General features: G+C 69.1%; 14 protein-coding genes. 5 read left to right on the top strand and 9 right to left on the bottom strand.

Annotated features, from left to right (window positions below):
• Nucleotides 1-66: 66 nt before the first annotated feature.
• The 4 genes from ACZ63D_RS12225 to ACZ63D_RS12210 all read right to left on the bottom strand — a co-directional run bounded on the left by ACZ63D_RS12225 (nt 67) and on the right by ACZ63D_RS12210 (nt 4786).
• Nucleotides 67-468: a histone-like nucleoid-structuring protein Lsr2 gene (locus tag ACZ63D_RS12225; RefSeq protein WP_465354329.1), complete on the bottom strand. Its 402-nt coding sequence runs from the start codon at nt 466-468 to the stop codon at nt 67-69.
• Between the two features lie 286 nt (nt 469-754).
• Nucleotides 755-2380, bottom strand: coding sequence for a phospholipase C (locus tag ACZ63D_RS12220; RefSeq protein WP_465354328.1), 1626 nt, complete (start codon nt 2378-2380; stop codon nt 755-757).
• Nucleotides 2381-2423: 43 nt separating this feature from the next.
• Nucleotides 2424-3620 carry a Dyp-type peroxidase gene (locus ACZ63D_RS12215; protein ID WP_465354327.1) on the bottom strand — a complete coding sequence of 399 codons (1197 nt, stop codon included), beginning with the start codon at nt 3618-3620 and terminating at the stop codon, nt 2424-2426.
• Nucleotides 3617-4786 carry an EfeM/EfeO family lipoprotein gene (locus tag ACZ63D_RS12210; protein WP_465354326.1) on the bottom strand — a complete coding sequence of 390 codons (1170 nt, stop codon included), beginning with the start codon at nt 4784-4786 and terminating at the stop codon, nt 3617-3619. Before ACZ63D_RS12210 ends, ACZ63D_RS12215 begins: the two co-directional genes overlap by 4 nt.
• Nucleotides 4787-5104: 318 nt before the next feature.
• Here ACZ63D_RS12210 and ACZ63D_RS12205 point away from each other — a divergent pair, with 318 nt between their 5' ends.
• The 4 genes from ACZ63D_RS12205 (at nt 5105) to ACZ63D_RS12190 (ending at nt 8169) form a co-directional block, all read left to right on the top strand.
• On the top strand, nt 5105-5908 hold the full coding sequence (locus tag ACZ63D_RS12205) for an SDR family oxidoreductase (RefSeq protein WP_465354325.1): 804 nt from the start codon (nt 5105-5107) through the stop codon (nt 5906-5908).
• A gap of 72 nt (nt 5909-5980) precedes the next feature.
• Complete coding sequence (locus tag ACZ63D_RS12200; RefSeq protein WP_465354324.1) at nt 5981-6871, top strand: helix-turn-helix transcriptional regulator; 891 nt, start codon at nt 5981-5983, stop codon at nt 6869-6871.
• 80 nt (nt 6872-6951) lie between these two features.
• On the top strand, nt 6952-7659 hold the full coding sequence (locus tag ACZ63D_RS12195) for an RraA family protein (RefSeq protein ID WP_465354323.1): 708 nt from the start codon (nt 6952-6954) through the stop codon (nt 7657-7659).
• Between the two features lie 117 nt (nt 7660-7776).
• Entirely contained in the window at nt 7777-8169 is a 393-nt protein-coding gene (locus ACZ63D_RS12190) for an NUDIX hydrolase (protein ID WP_465354322.1), read from the top strand.
• Here ACZ63D_RS12190 and ACZ63D_RS12185 read toward each other — a convergent pair.
• The 5 genes from ACZ63D_RS12185 to pucL form a co-directional block, all read right to left on the bottom strand.
• Nucleotides 8147-9247 (bottom strand): glycerate kinase, encoded by a 1101-nt coding sequence (locus tag ACZ63D_RS12185; RefSeq protein ID WP_465354321.1) that lies wholly within the window; start codon nt 9245-9247, stop codon nt 8147-8149. The genes ACZ63D_RS12190 and ACZ63D_RS12185 overlap by 23 nt on opposite strands.
• Nucleotides 9244-9621, bottom strand: coding sequence for an allophanate hydrolase-related protein (locus ACZ63D_RS12180; RefSeq protein WP_009082380.1), 378 nt, complete (start codon nt 9619-9621; stop codon nt 9244-9246). The genes ACZ63D_RS12185 and ACZ63D_RS12180 overlap by 4 nt, the downstream gene beginning before the upstream one ends.
• A 15-nt stretch (nt 9622-9636) precedes the next feature.
• Nucleotides 9637-11079, bottom strand: a complete 1443-nt coding sequence (locus ACZ63D_RS12175) for an NCS2 family permease (RefSeq protein ID WP_465354320.1) — start codon at nt 11077-11079, stop codon at nt 9637-9639.
• A 175-nt stretch (nt 11080-11254) separates the two neighbouring features.
• Entirely contained in the window at nt 11255-11743 is a 489-nt protein-coding gene (locus ACZ63D_RS12170; RefSeq protein WP_465354319.1) for a nucleoside deaminase, read from the bottom strand.
• Nucleotides 11744-11780: 37 nt separating this feature from the next.
• A complete protein-coding gene (gene pucL / locus ACZ63D_RS12165; RefSeq protein ID WP_465354318.1) occupies nt 11781-12653 on the bottom strand; it encodes a factor-independent urate hydroxylase in 873 nt (290 codons plus the stop codon).
• Nucleotides 12654-12817: 164 nt separating this feature from the next.
• Here pucL and ACZ63D_RS12160 point away from each other — a divergent pair, with 164 nt between their 5' ends.
• Nucleotides 12818-14338: a PucR family transcriptional regulator gene (locus ACZ63D_RS12160; RefSeq protein WP_465354317.1), complete on the top strand. Its 1521-nt coding sequence runs from the start codon at nt 12818-12820 to the stop codon at nt 14336-14338.
• Nucleotides 14339-14389: the final 51 nt, after the last annotated feature.

Raw genomic sequence — 14389 nt, 5'->3', positions numbered from 1 at the left:
CCCGGCGCCGCCCTCACCGCTGATGACTCGCCGCGGCCCCCGCGGCACAGCTGCCGAAAAGAACGCTCAGGCGCTGGCCTTCTTGCGCGTCGCGCGCTTGCGAGCCGGCTTGGCCGGAGCCTCGGTGTCGCGCTCTTCGTAGGCCTTCACGATCTCCGCCGGGAGCCGTCCCCGGTCGGACACGGTGAAACCGTTGGCCTCCGCCCACTCGCGCATCGCCTTGTTGCGCTCGCGGTCCGCGGCGGTCGAAGCCGGCCGCGGGGCCTGCCCGGCGGCCATCCGGACCTTGCGGCCGCCGACCCGGCGCGAGGCGGCGACGTAACGGGCCAGCTCTTCCCGCAGTGCGGCAGCGTTCTCTTCGGACAGATCGATCTCGTAGCTCACGCCGTCGAGACTGAACGGGACGGTCTGTTCGGCGATGCTGCCGTCGATGTCGTCCACCATCTCGACATGGACTTTTTGCGCCATGATTCGCGTTCCTTCACCTTCTACAGGATGTGCCTGCGATTACCCTATCGTGTCGAGTGACGGACCGCGCAGCGCGACTCCATTCCTGTCCCGGATCCCGTCCTTTCCCGGGCGCCTTCGGTACTCAATCCGCGACAGCGCGCACAGTTGCGCGCACTGGAAAATTTCCAGCGGCGCGGTAATCGCACGCGGTTTCCCGCTGAGCGGAGGCGGAGAAGGGCCGGAAACGGCCGAAGGCCACCGGGTCGAAACCCGATGGCCTTCGGCGTGCGAGACGAAACGCGAGCTAGTTCCTCCCGGCGGGAGCCCCCGTCTTCGGGTCGAGCGGGAGCTTGCCCGCCTGCGGCCACCAGAAGTTGAACATGTTCCACAGTCCGCCCGCGCGAGTGTCGAACGAGCCGTTGCCGACGCGGCCGGAGAACCAGTTGTCCTCGATGAACTTCAGCACCGAGGTCTGGTCGGTCCGGGTGTGGTCGACGTAGTTCACCTTGCTGTAGGGCGAGATGACCAGCAGCGGCAGCCGGGGTCCGTAACCGCAGCGGTCGGCGTGCCCGCCGAGCCCGGCCGGCTTGCCGGTGCAGACGGCCTGGTCCTGCGAAGCGTCCTGCGAACCGTTGACGATCTTCGAGTTCTCGTGGTCGTACCAGCCGTCGGAGTCGTCGTAGGCGAGCACGATCGCGGTCGAGCGCCACTCCGGCGACTGCTGGATCTTGTTGATCTCGTCCACGACGAAATGCTGTTCGTCCAGCGGGTCGGAATAGCCCGCGTGCCCGTCCTGGTACTCCGGAGCCTTGAGGAAGCTCACCGCGGGCATCGAGCCGGCCTTGAGCGCATCGTTGAAGTCGCTCATGTCGTACTGGTGGTTGGCCTGGTCGGTCTGCCCGATCGCCTGCACCGAGGACGGCGGCAGGTGGTGCGGGTTCGAAGTGGACTTGTAGTACTGGAAGGGCTGGTGGTGCGGGCTGTAGTCCACGGAGGACTGGTTGCCGATGTTGGCGTGCTTCTGCCCGCAGACCGCGTAGCCGTTCTGGGTGCCGGTCGGCTTGAAGCCGCCCTGGAACCAGCCCCACGTGACGTGCCGGTCGTTCAGCAGGTCGCCGATGTTGCGGCCTTGCATCGCGCCGAGGTTGTCCTTGGAGGTGTGGTTCTTGCCCGAGCAGTCGTCCCAGGCCGGATCCGGGTCGTTGATCACGGTGCCGACGCCGTCCTCGTCCGGCGACGCGACGACGTAGGAGTCGCTCTTGGGCTCGTGCGTGACCGGGTCGACCGCCTGGATCCCGTGCGTCTGGCCGGAGATCAGGTTGATCGCGCCCGGGGTGGACGGGCCGAAGACGGTGTTGAACGAGTTGTCGCTCAGCGAGTAGTGCTGCGCGTAGTTCCACATGCCGGTGACGGTGTTGCCGTCGTAGTAGTCCATGACCAGGCCCGGCTCGCCGAACAGGACCGGCTGGCCGGTGCACTTGTCGGTCTCGGTCTTCTCGACGAACTTGTCCATCTTGCCGCCGTTGAACGCGGCCTGCTCGGCGCCGTAGTTGTGGTTCTGGTCGCAGGTGAGCGCCTTGTCCGGCCCGAGCCGCTTCGGGTTGTAGGCGTTCGGGTTGTGGGTGAGCAGCTTGTCGTCGAGGCCGTTGATCTTCGGCGTGTTCTTCGCCGCCTGGAACGGGGTGCCGTTCTCGTTGGTGGCCTTCGGGTAGGTGCCGAAGTAGTGGTCGAACGAGATGTTCTCGCCGAAGATCACCACGACGTGCTTGATCGGGGTGAGCGTCGGCAGCCACGACGCGGGCAATGGGTGCAGCGGCTGGGCCTGCGCGGACGACGCCGCGGAGCCGGTGACGATCGCGAGCACGGCCGCCGAGACGAGCGCGCCCGTGCCGAGCAGGCGACGGCGCCGCCTGCCGAATGCTGTGTCCACTGAGGATTCCTCCTGATTTCCGGGGTGGGGATCGGGGCACGCCTCAGGCGAGGAGCGCCCGGCCGAAGTGGTCGCTGGGACCGGTGACTCCGGGCAGCGCGAAGAAGTAGCCGCCGCCGAACGGGGAGATGTAGTCGACGAGCGGCTCGTCGATCAGCCGCTTCTGCACCGCCTCGAACTGCCGCTCGAGGTCCTGCTGGTAGCAGGTGAAGACGAGGCCCATGTCGAGGTTGCCGTTGGCGTCCACGCCGCGGTCGTAGTTGACCGCGCGGCGCAGGATCCGGCTGTCGTCGGTCTGCGGCGTGCGCGGGTTCGCCTTGCGGATGTGGCTGGTGAGCGGGATGACGGTGCCGATCGGGTCGTCGGCGTAGCGGGGTTCGTCCTGTTCGGACGCCCCGTCGAGCGGCGCGCCGGTGTCGCGGCGGCGGCCGATCATGTTCTCCTGCTCGGTGATCGACACCCGGTCCCAGAACTCGACCAGCATCCGGATCAGCCGGATCACCTGGTAGCTGCCACCGGCCGTCCACGCGGGCTCGCCCGCTCCCGACACCCACACCAGCCGGTCCATTTCGGACGCCGCCGGGTTCGCGGTGCCGTCCTTGAACCCCATCAGGTTGCGCGGCGTGCCCGACGGCCGGGACGGCGAGCTGAACCCGTTGATCTTCCAGCGCAGCTGCATTCCGCCGCGGGTCGCGCGGGCCAGGTCGCGCAACGCGTGCAGCACGGTGTCGGTATCGCTCGCGGAGAGCGTGAGCGACAGATCGCCGTGGCATTGCGAGGCGTCGAGCGCGTCGTTGGGGAACATGGTCATCGGCTTGAGCTTCTTGGGCTTGCGGTCGGCCAGCCCGTAGCGTCCGTCGAAAAGGGACGATCCGACGCCTACGATCACGCCGAGGTCACTGTGCGGCACGACCGGCCCGAGCACCCCGGAATCCGCGGGCGGGGCGGTAATCCCCAACGCCGCCGGGGCGCCGCCGTTCGTGAGGAACCTCGCGCGGTCGGTGATTTCCTGGAACAGCTGGGTCAGCTCGGCGCGGTTCTCGGCGACCACATCGAACGACGCGATCACGCTTTGCGCCGGGGGCTGGCGGAGAATCGCGGCCTGTCTCGGGCCGTGGAACGCGACGGTGTTCGGCTCTTCGCTCGCACTGGCTGTCACGCCGATGCCAGCGGCCGCCGTGATCCCCGCGCCCACGACGGTGCGGCGCAGGAAGGACCGGCGAGAGGATTCCGCCGTCACGAGGTCCTCCTCGGCTCCGCGATGGCAGCGATCGGAGCGAGCAGCTCGGTCAGCTCGCTGACGTCCGCATTGAGCTTCTGCCGCTGCGCCGCGGACAACTGGCTCACCGGCGTCCACGAGTTGTCCGGCTTCTTCGCCCGGTCGAGAGTGGCTTTGGTGCGCTGCATCCAGCTGTCCACCTTGGACAAAGCCGGGTAGCGCGGAGCGAGCACCGGACGCAGCACGTCGAGGACCGCTTGAGTCCCGTCGAGATTCGCGCGGGCGGTGGCGAGATTGGTGCCGCTGCCGTAATCGGTGCGGGCGGTCAGTTCGAATTGCAGGGTGTTCTCCACGATCTCGTGCGCGCGCAGGCCGAGGTCGTTCGGATTGACCTGACTGTCCGCAAAGGACTTGCGGAGCTTCTGCACGTCGCTGTCCAGCTGATCCGCCACCGGAGCGAGGGCGGCGAGGTCTTCGTTGTGCCACAGCCCGGATTCGATCCGGTGGAATCCCGTGAAATCCGGGCTCTTGACGCCGTCCGGCTTGCCGTCGGCAGTGCCGTTGATGGCTTTGTCGGAGTCGCCGAAGGCGTTGTAAGCCGCGCCGAGCCGTTCGTAATCCAGGTGCGCGACGAGCCACGCGGCCTGACTCGCGCCACGATCGTTGCCGCGAATGGCGTCCCGCACCTTGCCGACGTCCGCGGCCAGCTGGCCTAGCCCCTGCGTCACATGTGCTTGATAGGTCTTCAACGGCCCGAGCAGATCATTTTGTGTCACCGGCGCGACCCCCGGCCCGCGCTCGGCGCCGCCGCTCACCGTGGCCACCGGCCCGACGATCGCCGAGGAATCCTCAGGGAGACAACGGAACGCGTAGGATCCGTTGCCAAGCGTCACCTGCAGCGGCCGCGTTGTTCCGCTGCCAACCCCCTCGACCTCGCCGTAAACGACACCGGTCGCCGGATCGATCAAATCCACCTCGGCGGTCACGGATCCGGTGTTGTGCAGGTGAAAAGTCTGCACGCCCGGCCGCGGATCCGCCCAGCCCTGCCCGCAGGCCGACCGCGAGATCTGGATCTCCGGATCCTGCGCCGAAGCCCCGTCGGGCCACACCGCGAACGCGACGCCCGCCGCCACGACCGCGATCGCGACCCCGCCGCCAATCCAGCGGGCACGCACAGACCCCGGCACATTTCCTCCTGCCACACGTTTGGACTACCGGGACGGAATTATGCGTGCGGAAAGTGAAGAAACCCTGGTCGAGACCTTCGCCTGTCCGGGAATTCACCAGGACTTCAACCAGGTGGCGGAAGAAACCGGATATAGCCGCCAAAGCGTATGGTTAAGGGCTGCCCGATTCGCCGTGTATGCCACTTTCCTCAGCGCCCGGCTGCCCGCGCCAGGCAAGGGAGGTCTCCCAGTGCCGGTATCGCCAGGGTCTCCCCGACGCCCGGGGATCCCGTCAACCTGAGCCAGCACCCGATTCCCCGGCCAAAGGAATGAAGCACCATGGCGAACAGCCAGTCCCCCACCCGCTCCGGCCTCTTCGACCTGAGCGGGAAGCACGCACTCGTCACCGGCGGCACCAGAGGCATCGGGATGATGATCGCGCGCGGTCTTCTGCAGGCGGGTGCCCGCGTCGTGGTCAGCTCGCGCAAGGCAGACGCGTGCGCCGAGGCACAACGTCTGCTGTCCGAATTCGGCGATGTACAAGCAATCCCCGCCGACCTGTCGGAGCGCGACGAGTGTCAGCGCCTCGCGGATCTGGTCACGGCCGATTCGGAACGCTTGGACATCCTCGTCAACAACGCGGGAGCGATGTGGCGTGAGCCACTGGAGACGTTCCCGGCGCAGGCCTGGGACACCGTGCTCGACCTCAACCTCAAGTCGCCGTTCTGGCTGGTTCAAGCGCTGCTCCCGGCACTTCGCCGGGCGGGCACCGCCGATGATCCCGCGCGGGTCATCAACATCGGCAGCATCGCGGCCATCCACGTCGCCGAGTCGCCCAATTACTCGTACGCCAGCAGCAAAGCGGCACTCCATCAACTCACCAGGGTGCTGGCCAGGGAACTGGGCCCACAGCACATCACGGTGAACTCGGTCGCCCCCGGCGTGTTCCCGTCGCAGATGATGGCGGCCACGATCGACGCCATCGGCGACACGATCGCGGCGAAGACCCCGCTGCGCCGCCTCGGCCGCGACGACGACATGGCAGGTGTCGCCGTTTTCCTCGCCAGCCGGGCCGGGTCTTATCTGACAGGCGCCATCGTCCCGGTCGACGGCGGCACCGCCACGACCGCCTCGGGCACCTAGGCGTCGGCTCCGTAGCCATCGGGGTACCGGCAGGGCCTCCCTCCGCCCGCGGGCGGGGCTTACGGTGAGGAGGTGGCCACGATCGATCCGCGCACTGAGATCAAGGAATTCCTGAGTTCGCGGCGCGCGCGGATCACGCCCGAGCAGGCCGGACTGCCCGCCTACGGCGGCAACCGCCGGGTCAAAGGCCTGCGCCGGGAAGAGGTCGCCCTGCTGGCCGGGGTGTCGGTCGACTACTACGTGCGGATGGAGCGAGGCAGCCTCTCCGGCGCCTCCGACGGAGTGCTCGACGCCTTGGCCTCCGCCTTGCACCTCGACGAGGCCGAGCGCGATCACCTGTTCCACCTCGCACGGCAGTCCAAGACACCGGGCAGCACCCGCCGCCAGCGACCCGCCGCGACGGTGCGTCCAGCGCTGCGGCAGGTGCTCGCCGCCATCACCGACGCCCCGGCGTGGATCTGCAACGGCCGGTTCGACGTCCTGGCCACGAACCCTCTCGCCCGCGCCTTGTATTCCCCGGTGCTGGCCGACCCGCGACGACCGGCTAACACCGCGCGGTTCGTGTACCTGGAACCCGAAGCGGCGAGAACGTTTTTCGTCGACTACGACCGCATCGCCCGCGACGTGGCCGCGAAACTGCGCATGGAAGCTGGCCGCGACCCGCACGACCAGGAGCTGATCGCCCTGGTCGGCGAGCTGGCGACCAGCAGCGAACTGTTCCGGCAGCGCTGGGCCTCCCAGGACGTCCGGCTGCACCGGTCCGGACGCAAACGCCTGCGCCATCCCGTCGTGGGCCAGCTGGACCTGGACGTCGAGTCGATGGAACTGCCCGCCGAACCCGGCCTGATCCTGAACGTCTACACCGCTCCCGCCGGCACGGCGACCGCGGACGGACTGGCCCTTCTGGCCTCGTGGGCGGCCAGCCAGGAGGAATTCGCGGCCGGGAGTCAAGCATTCGGTTGATCAGCCAGCGCGGAAAACCCGGCACCCCTCAGGGGAGATTCCCGCTAGCGTGAAGCAGTTACGCGAGAAGGGCGGAACCCATGGACCACACCGAACTCAGCACCCGCTTCGCCACCCTGACCACCGCCCACCTGGCCGACGGCTGCCTCCGCGCCCGCCTTACCGTCCGCTGCGCCCCAGCCGGAACCAGCTCCGTCATCCCAGGCCAGAAGCTGTCCGGCCGAGTCCTCCCGGCCCGGCACGCGGGCAGCGTCGACGTCTTCCTGGAAGCGATCACCGCCGCCCAGCCAGGCGACGTCCTCGTCGTCGACAACCGGGGCCGCCTGGACGAGAGCTGTGTCGGGGATCTCATCACCGCCGAAGTCGCGACAGCCGGACTCAGCGGCATCGTCATCTGGGGCCTGCACCGCGACACCGCTGAACTGCGCGAAATCGGCCTCCCGGTGTACAGCCTCGGCTCGCTCTCCACCGGTCCGCTGCACCTCGGCGACCGCGCCGCCGACGCGCTGGAAGCCGCCACCGTCGGCGAATGGACCGTGACCACCGACGACCTGGTCTTCGGCGACGACGACGGCGTCCTCTTCATCCCCGCGGCACAAGCCGAGGAAGTACTCCGGCTCGCCGAATCCATTCGCGACACCGAACACCGGCAAGCGGCGAAGATCCGCGACGGTGTCTCCCTCCGCGAACAGGTCCGATTCAGCGAATTCCTGGCCCACCGGGAAACCGACCCGTCCTATACGTTCCGGCAGCACCTCCGCGCGAAAGACAGCGCCATTGAGGAATGAGAAAATCGCCCTGGTCACCGGGGTCGGGAGGCAGGCCGGAGTCGACGCCGCAATCGCCGAACGCCTCACAGAAGACGGCTGGCACGGCCAAATCCTCGTCTCCCACGGAGGTGCCCCATGAACGACAAACACCTCGCCTACGTCCTGCTCCCCCGAGGCGAAACCATCCTGCTCATCCGCCGCGCCCCCGAGACTTTCCTCGGCGGGCATTGGGAATTCCCCGGCGGCACCGTCGAACCCGGCGAGACCCCGGAGGCCACCGCGGTGCGGGAAGTCGCCGAGGAAACCGGCCTGCGCGTACGGCTGGCCGGGCAGCGGGCCCGCCAATCCTGGCCGGACCGCACCGGCAAACCGTTCACCGTGCACGCCGCCTACTTCGACGCGCACCCGGAATTCCTCGGCGACCTTCAGCTCAACCCGGCCGAACACGACGACCACCGCTGGCTGACCCCCGCCGAAGCGGCCGGACTCCCCCTGTCCGGCCACGTCAGGCAGGTATTGCTCGGCTGAAATCCCGGGCCAGCTGCGCGGCCCGGTCCCGCAGCAACGCCCTGGCCTCGGCCACGCACCGATGCTCGTCCGGTTCCACGTCGGTCAGCGCGTACACGCCGGCGAAGCCCGCCGCCTGCCACTCGGGTGCGGACAGCAGGCACCGCCCGGCCAGTGCCACCACCGGGGTGCCGCCCGCTGCCCGGAGCACGCCCACCGGCGCTTTTCCGTGCAACGACTGGGCGTCCAGCGATCCCTCGCCGGTGATGACGAGCCGAGCGTCGCGGGCCGCGGCCGGGAAACCCAGCAGCTCCAGCAACAACTCGATGCCCGGCTGAATACGGGCGCCGAGTCCGGTGAGCACACCGAACCCGACGCCGCCTGCCGCGCCAGCGCCCGGGGTGGTGGCGTGCGCGGAGCCCATGATTTCGGCCCATCGAGTCAGCCCGCGTTCCAGCACGGCGATCTCGGACGGGCCAGCGCCCTTCTGCGGACCGTAAACCGCAGCCGCGCCATCCACACCGAGCAGCGGATTGTCCACATCGGACGCCAGGACAATGTCCACTTCGGACAGTCCCGATAGATCCACTGTGGACAAGTCAGCCAACGCCGCACCGCCCGGAGGAAGCGGTGCGCCGGAAGCGTCGAGCAATCGCGCGCCCAGCGCAGTCAGCAATCCGGCACCGCCGTCGGTGCAAGCGCTGCCGCCGACCCCGAGCACGATCTGAGTCGCCCCGGCGGCACGGGCGGCCGCGATCAGCTCGCCCGTGCCGTAGCTCGACGCGGTCAGCGGTTCCGGTCGGCCGCCGGGCAGCCGGTGGAGGCCGGACGCCTCCGCCAGCTCGACCACGGCGACCGTCCCGCGCAACGCGTAGTACGCGGTGATCCGGCGTCCGGTCGGCCCGGACACCCGCACCGGCACTCGCCGGAACCCGGCGGCGACCGCGGCGGCGACCGTTCCGTCGCCGCCGTCGGCCACCGGCAGCTGCCGCACCGGCTCGCCCGGCGCGACCTCGGCGAACGCCGCGGCCACCACCTCCGCGACCTCCGCCGCGGTGAGCGAGCCCTTGAACTTGTCCGGGGCGACCAGAACCGTCACGCCGCGGCCTTGAACGCGCGCCAGTCGCCGATTTCCGTGATGTCCCGCAGCTGCACGTGCGAGGTCTGCGGCCGCCGCAGCAGCATCGCGAACGCCGAACTGCCGTCGGCCAGTTCGATCACGCCCAGCTCCAGTTCCGGCGGTTCGGACGGGAGCACGCGGTCGCGCAGCTGGTCCAGCGTCAGATCGTAGACCTCGCCGGAGATCGCCGCGCCGCCGTGCGCTACCGGGACCAGCGCCGGGCATTGCCCGCCCACCGAATAGAACCGGTACTTCGCGGCCGTGGTCGTTTCGGCCACCAGTGGTGCGCCGTCGAGCAGATGGTGCAGAGGTTCGCCGCGCATCGCGCCGCCGTTGAGGAACATCAGAGGCATGGTGGGTCCCTTTCTCTAGAGGATCGCCTTCACCACGTCGATTCCGAAATAGACGGTGAACACGAGCGCGAGCACGGTGAGGATCCACCCTGCTTCACGCCACTTCCCGCGGAAGGTCTTGATCAGCACGAACGCGATGAGGCCCGCGCCGACGCCGTTGGTGATGGAGTAGGTGAACGGAATGAGCGCGACCGTCAGGAACACCGGGATCGTGTAATCCGGGTCGTGCCAAGGGATGTTGCGGCACTGCGCCACCATCATCCCGCCGATCACCACGAGCGCGGGCGCGGCGGCCTGCGCCGGCACGATGCCCGCGATCGGCGTGAACAGCAGCGTCGCCCCGAACAACAGTCCGGTCACGACACTCGCCAGCCCGGTCCGCGCGCCCTCCCCGACGCCGGCCGCGGACTCCAGGAACACGGTGTTCGGCGACGAGCCGGACATCCCGCCCGCGATCGCCCCGGCCCCGTCCACGAACAGGATCCGGCCCATCCGCGGCACCCGGCCGTTCTTCGACAGCCCGGCCTCGGCCGACACGCTGGTGATGGTGCCCATCGCGTCGAAGAATCCAGACAGCACCAGGGTGAACAGGAAGATCGTCGCGGTCAGCGCGCCCGCCTTGGCGAATCCGCCGAACAGGTCGACGTGCCCGAGCAGCCCGAAATCCGGGGCCGCCACCACGGAATGCGGCAGCGTCGGAGTCGTCAAACCCCATTCGCCGACCCCGAATCCGTCGTGCAGCACCACCGCGAGCACGGTCGCGACGGCGATGCTGATCAGAACCGCGCCCGGCACCTTTCGCGCCATCAGCACAGTCATCAGCAGCAGTCCGAAGCAGAACACCGCGATCGGCCAGCCGTCGAGATGGCCGTCGAGCCCGAGCCGCACCGGGACGGTCGAATGCGCCGCGTCCGGGGTGCGCGTGACGAACCCGGCGCTCACCAGGCCGACGAGCGCGATGTACAGGCCGATGCCGACGGTGATCGCTGTTTTCAGCGGTCCGGGAATCGCGTTCATGATGCGTTCCCGTACCCCGCTGACCGCCATCAGCACAATGCAGACGCCTTCCAGCACGACGAGCCCGAAGGCTTGCGCCCACGTCATCGCCGGGGCCATCTGGAACGCGACGATGCCGTTGATGCCGAGACCGGCGGCGAGCGCGAGCGGCGCGTTGCCGACGAGTCCCATGAGGACAGTCATCACCGCGGCGGCGAGCGCGGTCGCGGTGGTCACTTGCGCGGCACTGAGTTTCGCGCCGGTGATGTCGGCGGAAGCGCCGAGGATGAGCGGGTTGAGCAAAACGATGTAGGCCATCGCGACGAAGGTGGTCAACCCTCCGCGTACTTCGCGGCCTACAGTGGTGTCGCGAGCGCGTATTTCGAAGAGTCGCTCCACAATGGACTTGCGCTGAGGTCCGGGAGCCGAGGTCGCCGCTTCGTCGAGGCGTACCTGGGTCATGCGTCCTCCCCTTGCCGGTGGGTGTGCCGAACCGCACCCCTGGCACAGGCGAAGGGCGGCTCGGCGGGACGTTTGCGTTTTTCTGGTGCTCCGGTCAGCACCGGGAGGGTGGCCCGGTGGGGTGGGGCGGGGAACGCTGAAGCCGATTCTGACCGGCATCAGCACTCGCCGAGGCTCAGTACTCGATCCGGTCGGATCGGCCGAGCCAGGCGGAGAACGGGGCGAAAGCCTCCGGTGTGGACACTCGCGAAACCGGGGTCTGCCACGTTTCGCGCGGGTGCTCGAAAAGCTCGTAGAAAGCCCGGTCGTCGAAACCGGCACGGGCGGCGTCGTCGCGATCGGCCGCGTACAGCACGCGGTCCACGCGCGCCCACAGCGACGACGCGAGGCACATCGGGCACGGTTCGCACGAGGAGACGAGTACGCAGCCGGCCAGGCTGAACGTGCCGAGTTCCTGGCAGGCGGCGCGGATCGCGACCACCTCGGCGTGCGCCGTCGGGTCGAGCGACGGGGTGACGCGGTTGACGCCGGTCGCGACGATCTCGCCGTCCTTCACCACCAGCGCGCCGAACGGGCCGCCGCCGTCGGCGACGTTCTTCTCGGCGATCCGCACGCATTCGGCGAGCCAGGCGCGTTCGACGTCGGCATCGATGGACACGGTCATGACAGTACTGCTCCCAACAGCTCGGATTTCGGTGTGCTCAGGACCAGGCCGGGCCGGCCGGCGGGGCGTCGTCGCGCAGGACGGTGCCCTCGATCAGGCCGTAGGGCCGGTCGGCGGCGTAGAACACCTCGCCGGGGTTGTCGAGACCGAAGGGCTCGAGGTCGACGAGGAAGTGGTGCTTGTTCGGCAGCGAGAACCGGATCTCCGCGATCTCCGGGACGGCCTCCAGCACTGCCTGCCCCATCGCGTACAACGTCTGCTGCAGGGACTGGCTGTGCGTGCCGCCGAAGGCGTCGAGCAGCGTGGCGAGCGCGGTTTCGTGCGCGTGCGCCCAGTCGGCCTCTTCGACGGAGAACCGCCAGGTCGCGGACACCGCGGTGGCGAGAATCCGGTCCTTCACCTCGACCAGCGTGGTGTACTGGTCGCGCGGGAAACCCCAGAATTCGGAGCCGGTGGAGTTGAGCACGGTCAGGTCCTCGACCCCGCCGAGCACCCAGGCCCGCTCGCCGTCGTAGGTGACGCGCGTGGTGCGCGTGCCCGCCCCGGAACGCGCGAACGAATGGTGCGCCGGCTGTCCGCCGACCTGCAGCCGCTCCCACGGATGGGCCACGATCCCGACGCGGGCGAGGTGGATGCTCTCCTGCGTGGACACGAAATGCCGGGCCAGCCGCAGCGCGAAGTCCTCGATCTCGCCGATGCCGTCGCGGGCGAAGGCGAAGACGGTGTTCTTCTGCGTGTCGGTGGCCAGCACCTTGTCGTTGGCCCCGGTCAGGTGGGTGTCGCTCATGTCGCCCGACAGCGACACGCTCACGGTGAGGTCGGTGATCCGGTGCTCGTCGCCGTCACGGTCGACGCGGACCAGCCGGTTTTCGGCCTTCCCGTAGCGGTTGTCGCCCAGAACGATCGCCATTGGTCGTCATCCCTTCCGTTTCGCTCGCCGAGTGAGTACACCCGTCGCGGCGTGGCCCGGGCCACGGCGGATCCACCGAAAGCGGCGACCGGGAACGGCCGGTTTTTCGTAGTTTCCGCCAAACCCCTCTGGTGTGCGGTACTGATGTGCGGAAGGAGGCGCGCATGCGGCTGGGTGCACTGCTCGACACCCCGGAGCTGGGGTTGCGGCTGCTGGCGGGAGAGAAGGCGCGCGACCGGGAGTTCGGCCGCGTCTTCCAGGCGACCCTGCAGGATCCGACGCGGTACCTCGACGGCGGCGAGATCGTGCTGTGCGGGATGCGCTGGCTGCCCGGGCCCGCGGACGCGGACGCGTTCGTCGGCAAACTCGCCGCGGCGGGCGTGACCGCGCTCGGGGCGGGCACCGCCGAGGTCGGCGGCCCGGTGCCGGACTACCTCGTCACCGCCTGCGAACGCGTCGGACTGCCGTTGTTCGAGGTGCCGGTGTCGGTTTCGTTCGCGACCGTGGCCGAGCGGGTGATCCTGGGCCTGGCGGCGGAACGCTCAGCTCCGGCCCGCGATTCGCACCGGCGGCTGGTGGCCGCGGTGACGTCCGGGCACGGGCTGTCCGCGCTGGTCAAGGCCGGGGCGGAGGAGCTGGGCACCGGCTGTGTCGTGCTGAGCGCGACCGGGCAGCAGCTGGCCGGCGGACCCGAACTGCCTGCCGCCCGCCGCACCGTACTGGCGCGGAAGTTCCTGCGTGCCGAACGGCTGCCGTGCCAGGACGGTCCGGTCACACTGCTCGGCGCGGCCGGACGCTCCGGACATCGGATCGCGAGCTGGTTCCTGGTCGTGGAAGGCGATCCGGCGCAGTGGCCATCCGCACGCCGCGAGCTGGCGCTGGAACTGGCCGCGCTGGTCGGGCTCGAACGGTCCCGGGTGGACGAGGCCCGGCGGATCGAGAACCGGGCGGCCGAACCGCTGCTGCGGCTGGTGCTCTCCGACGACGCCGCGCCGGGCGAGCTGACGTCCCGGCTGTCCGCCGCCGGGTTCGCGCCGCAGGAACCGGTGGCGACGCTGTCCGCCGAGGTCCGCGGCGGCGGTCCGGGGCTCGCGCAGGTGCTGGTGGAGGAACTGCTTTCCACCACCGGCCAGCCAGTGCTGGTGGCGACGGTCGACGGCGAGACATTCGGCCTCTTCTCTTCGCGCGACACCGAGGCGTTGCGCGAAGCGGTGCACACCATCGAACCCGCGCTCGGGTCCGCGCGGTTGACGCTCGGGCTGAGCCGGGCCGCGGACGCCGCCGGGCTCCGCGCGGGCGTGCAGGAAGCCCGGCACGCGCGCACGCTGGCCGCGCTGACGCCGGGCCGCGCGACGGTGGTGTCCGGCGATGAAGTGGCGTCGCATCTGCTGCTGCTCGCCGCCGTGCCGGAGGACTTGCGCCGGACATTCGGCGAAAAAGTACTGGGGCCGGTACTCGCGTACGACGCGGCACACGGTTCCGAATTGATAACGACACTCAAGGCGTTCTTGGAACATTCGGGATCTTGGACACAGACGTCGGCCACGCTGCACTTGCACGTGAACACCCTGCGATACCGCATCACCCGGATCGGCGAACTCACCGGACGCGATCCGAGCCGGTTCGCCGACCGCGTGGATCTTTATCTGGCCGGGTGCTTCACGCAGAACTGGGGGTGGTCTTGACCATCCGTCCGAATTGTCCTGCGGAAACGCCGTGCGCAAGGATTTTCCGTA

The organism is Amycolatopsis sp. NPDC104775 (assembly GCF_055583325.1).
The sequence above is the reverse complement of the archived record's forward strand: the minus strand, read 5'-3'. Positions and strand labels throughout refer to the sequence as shown.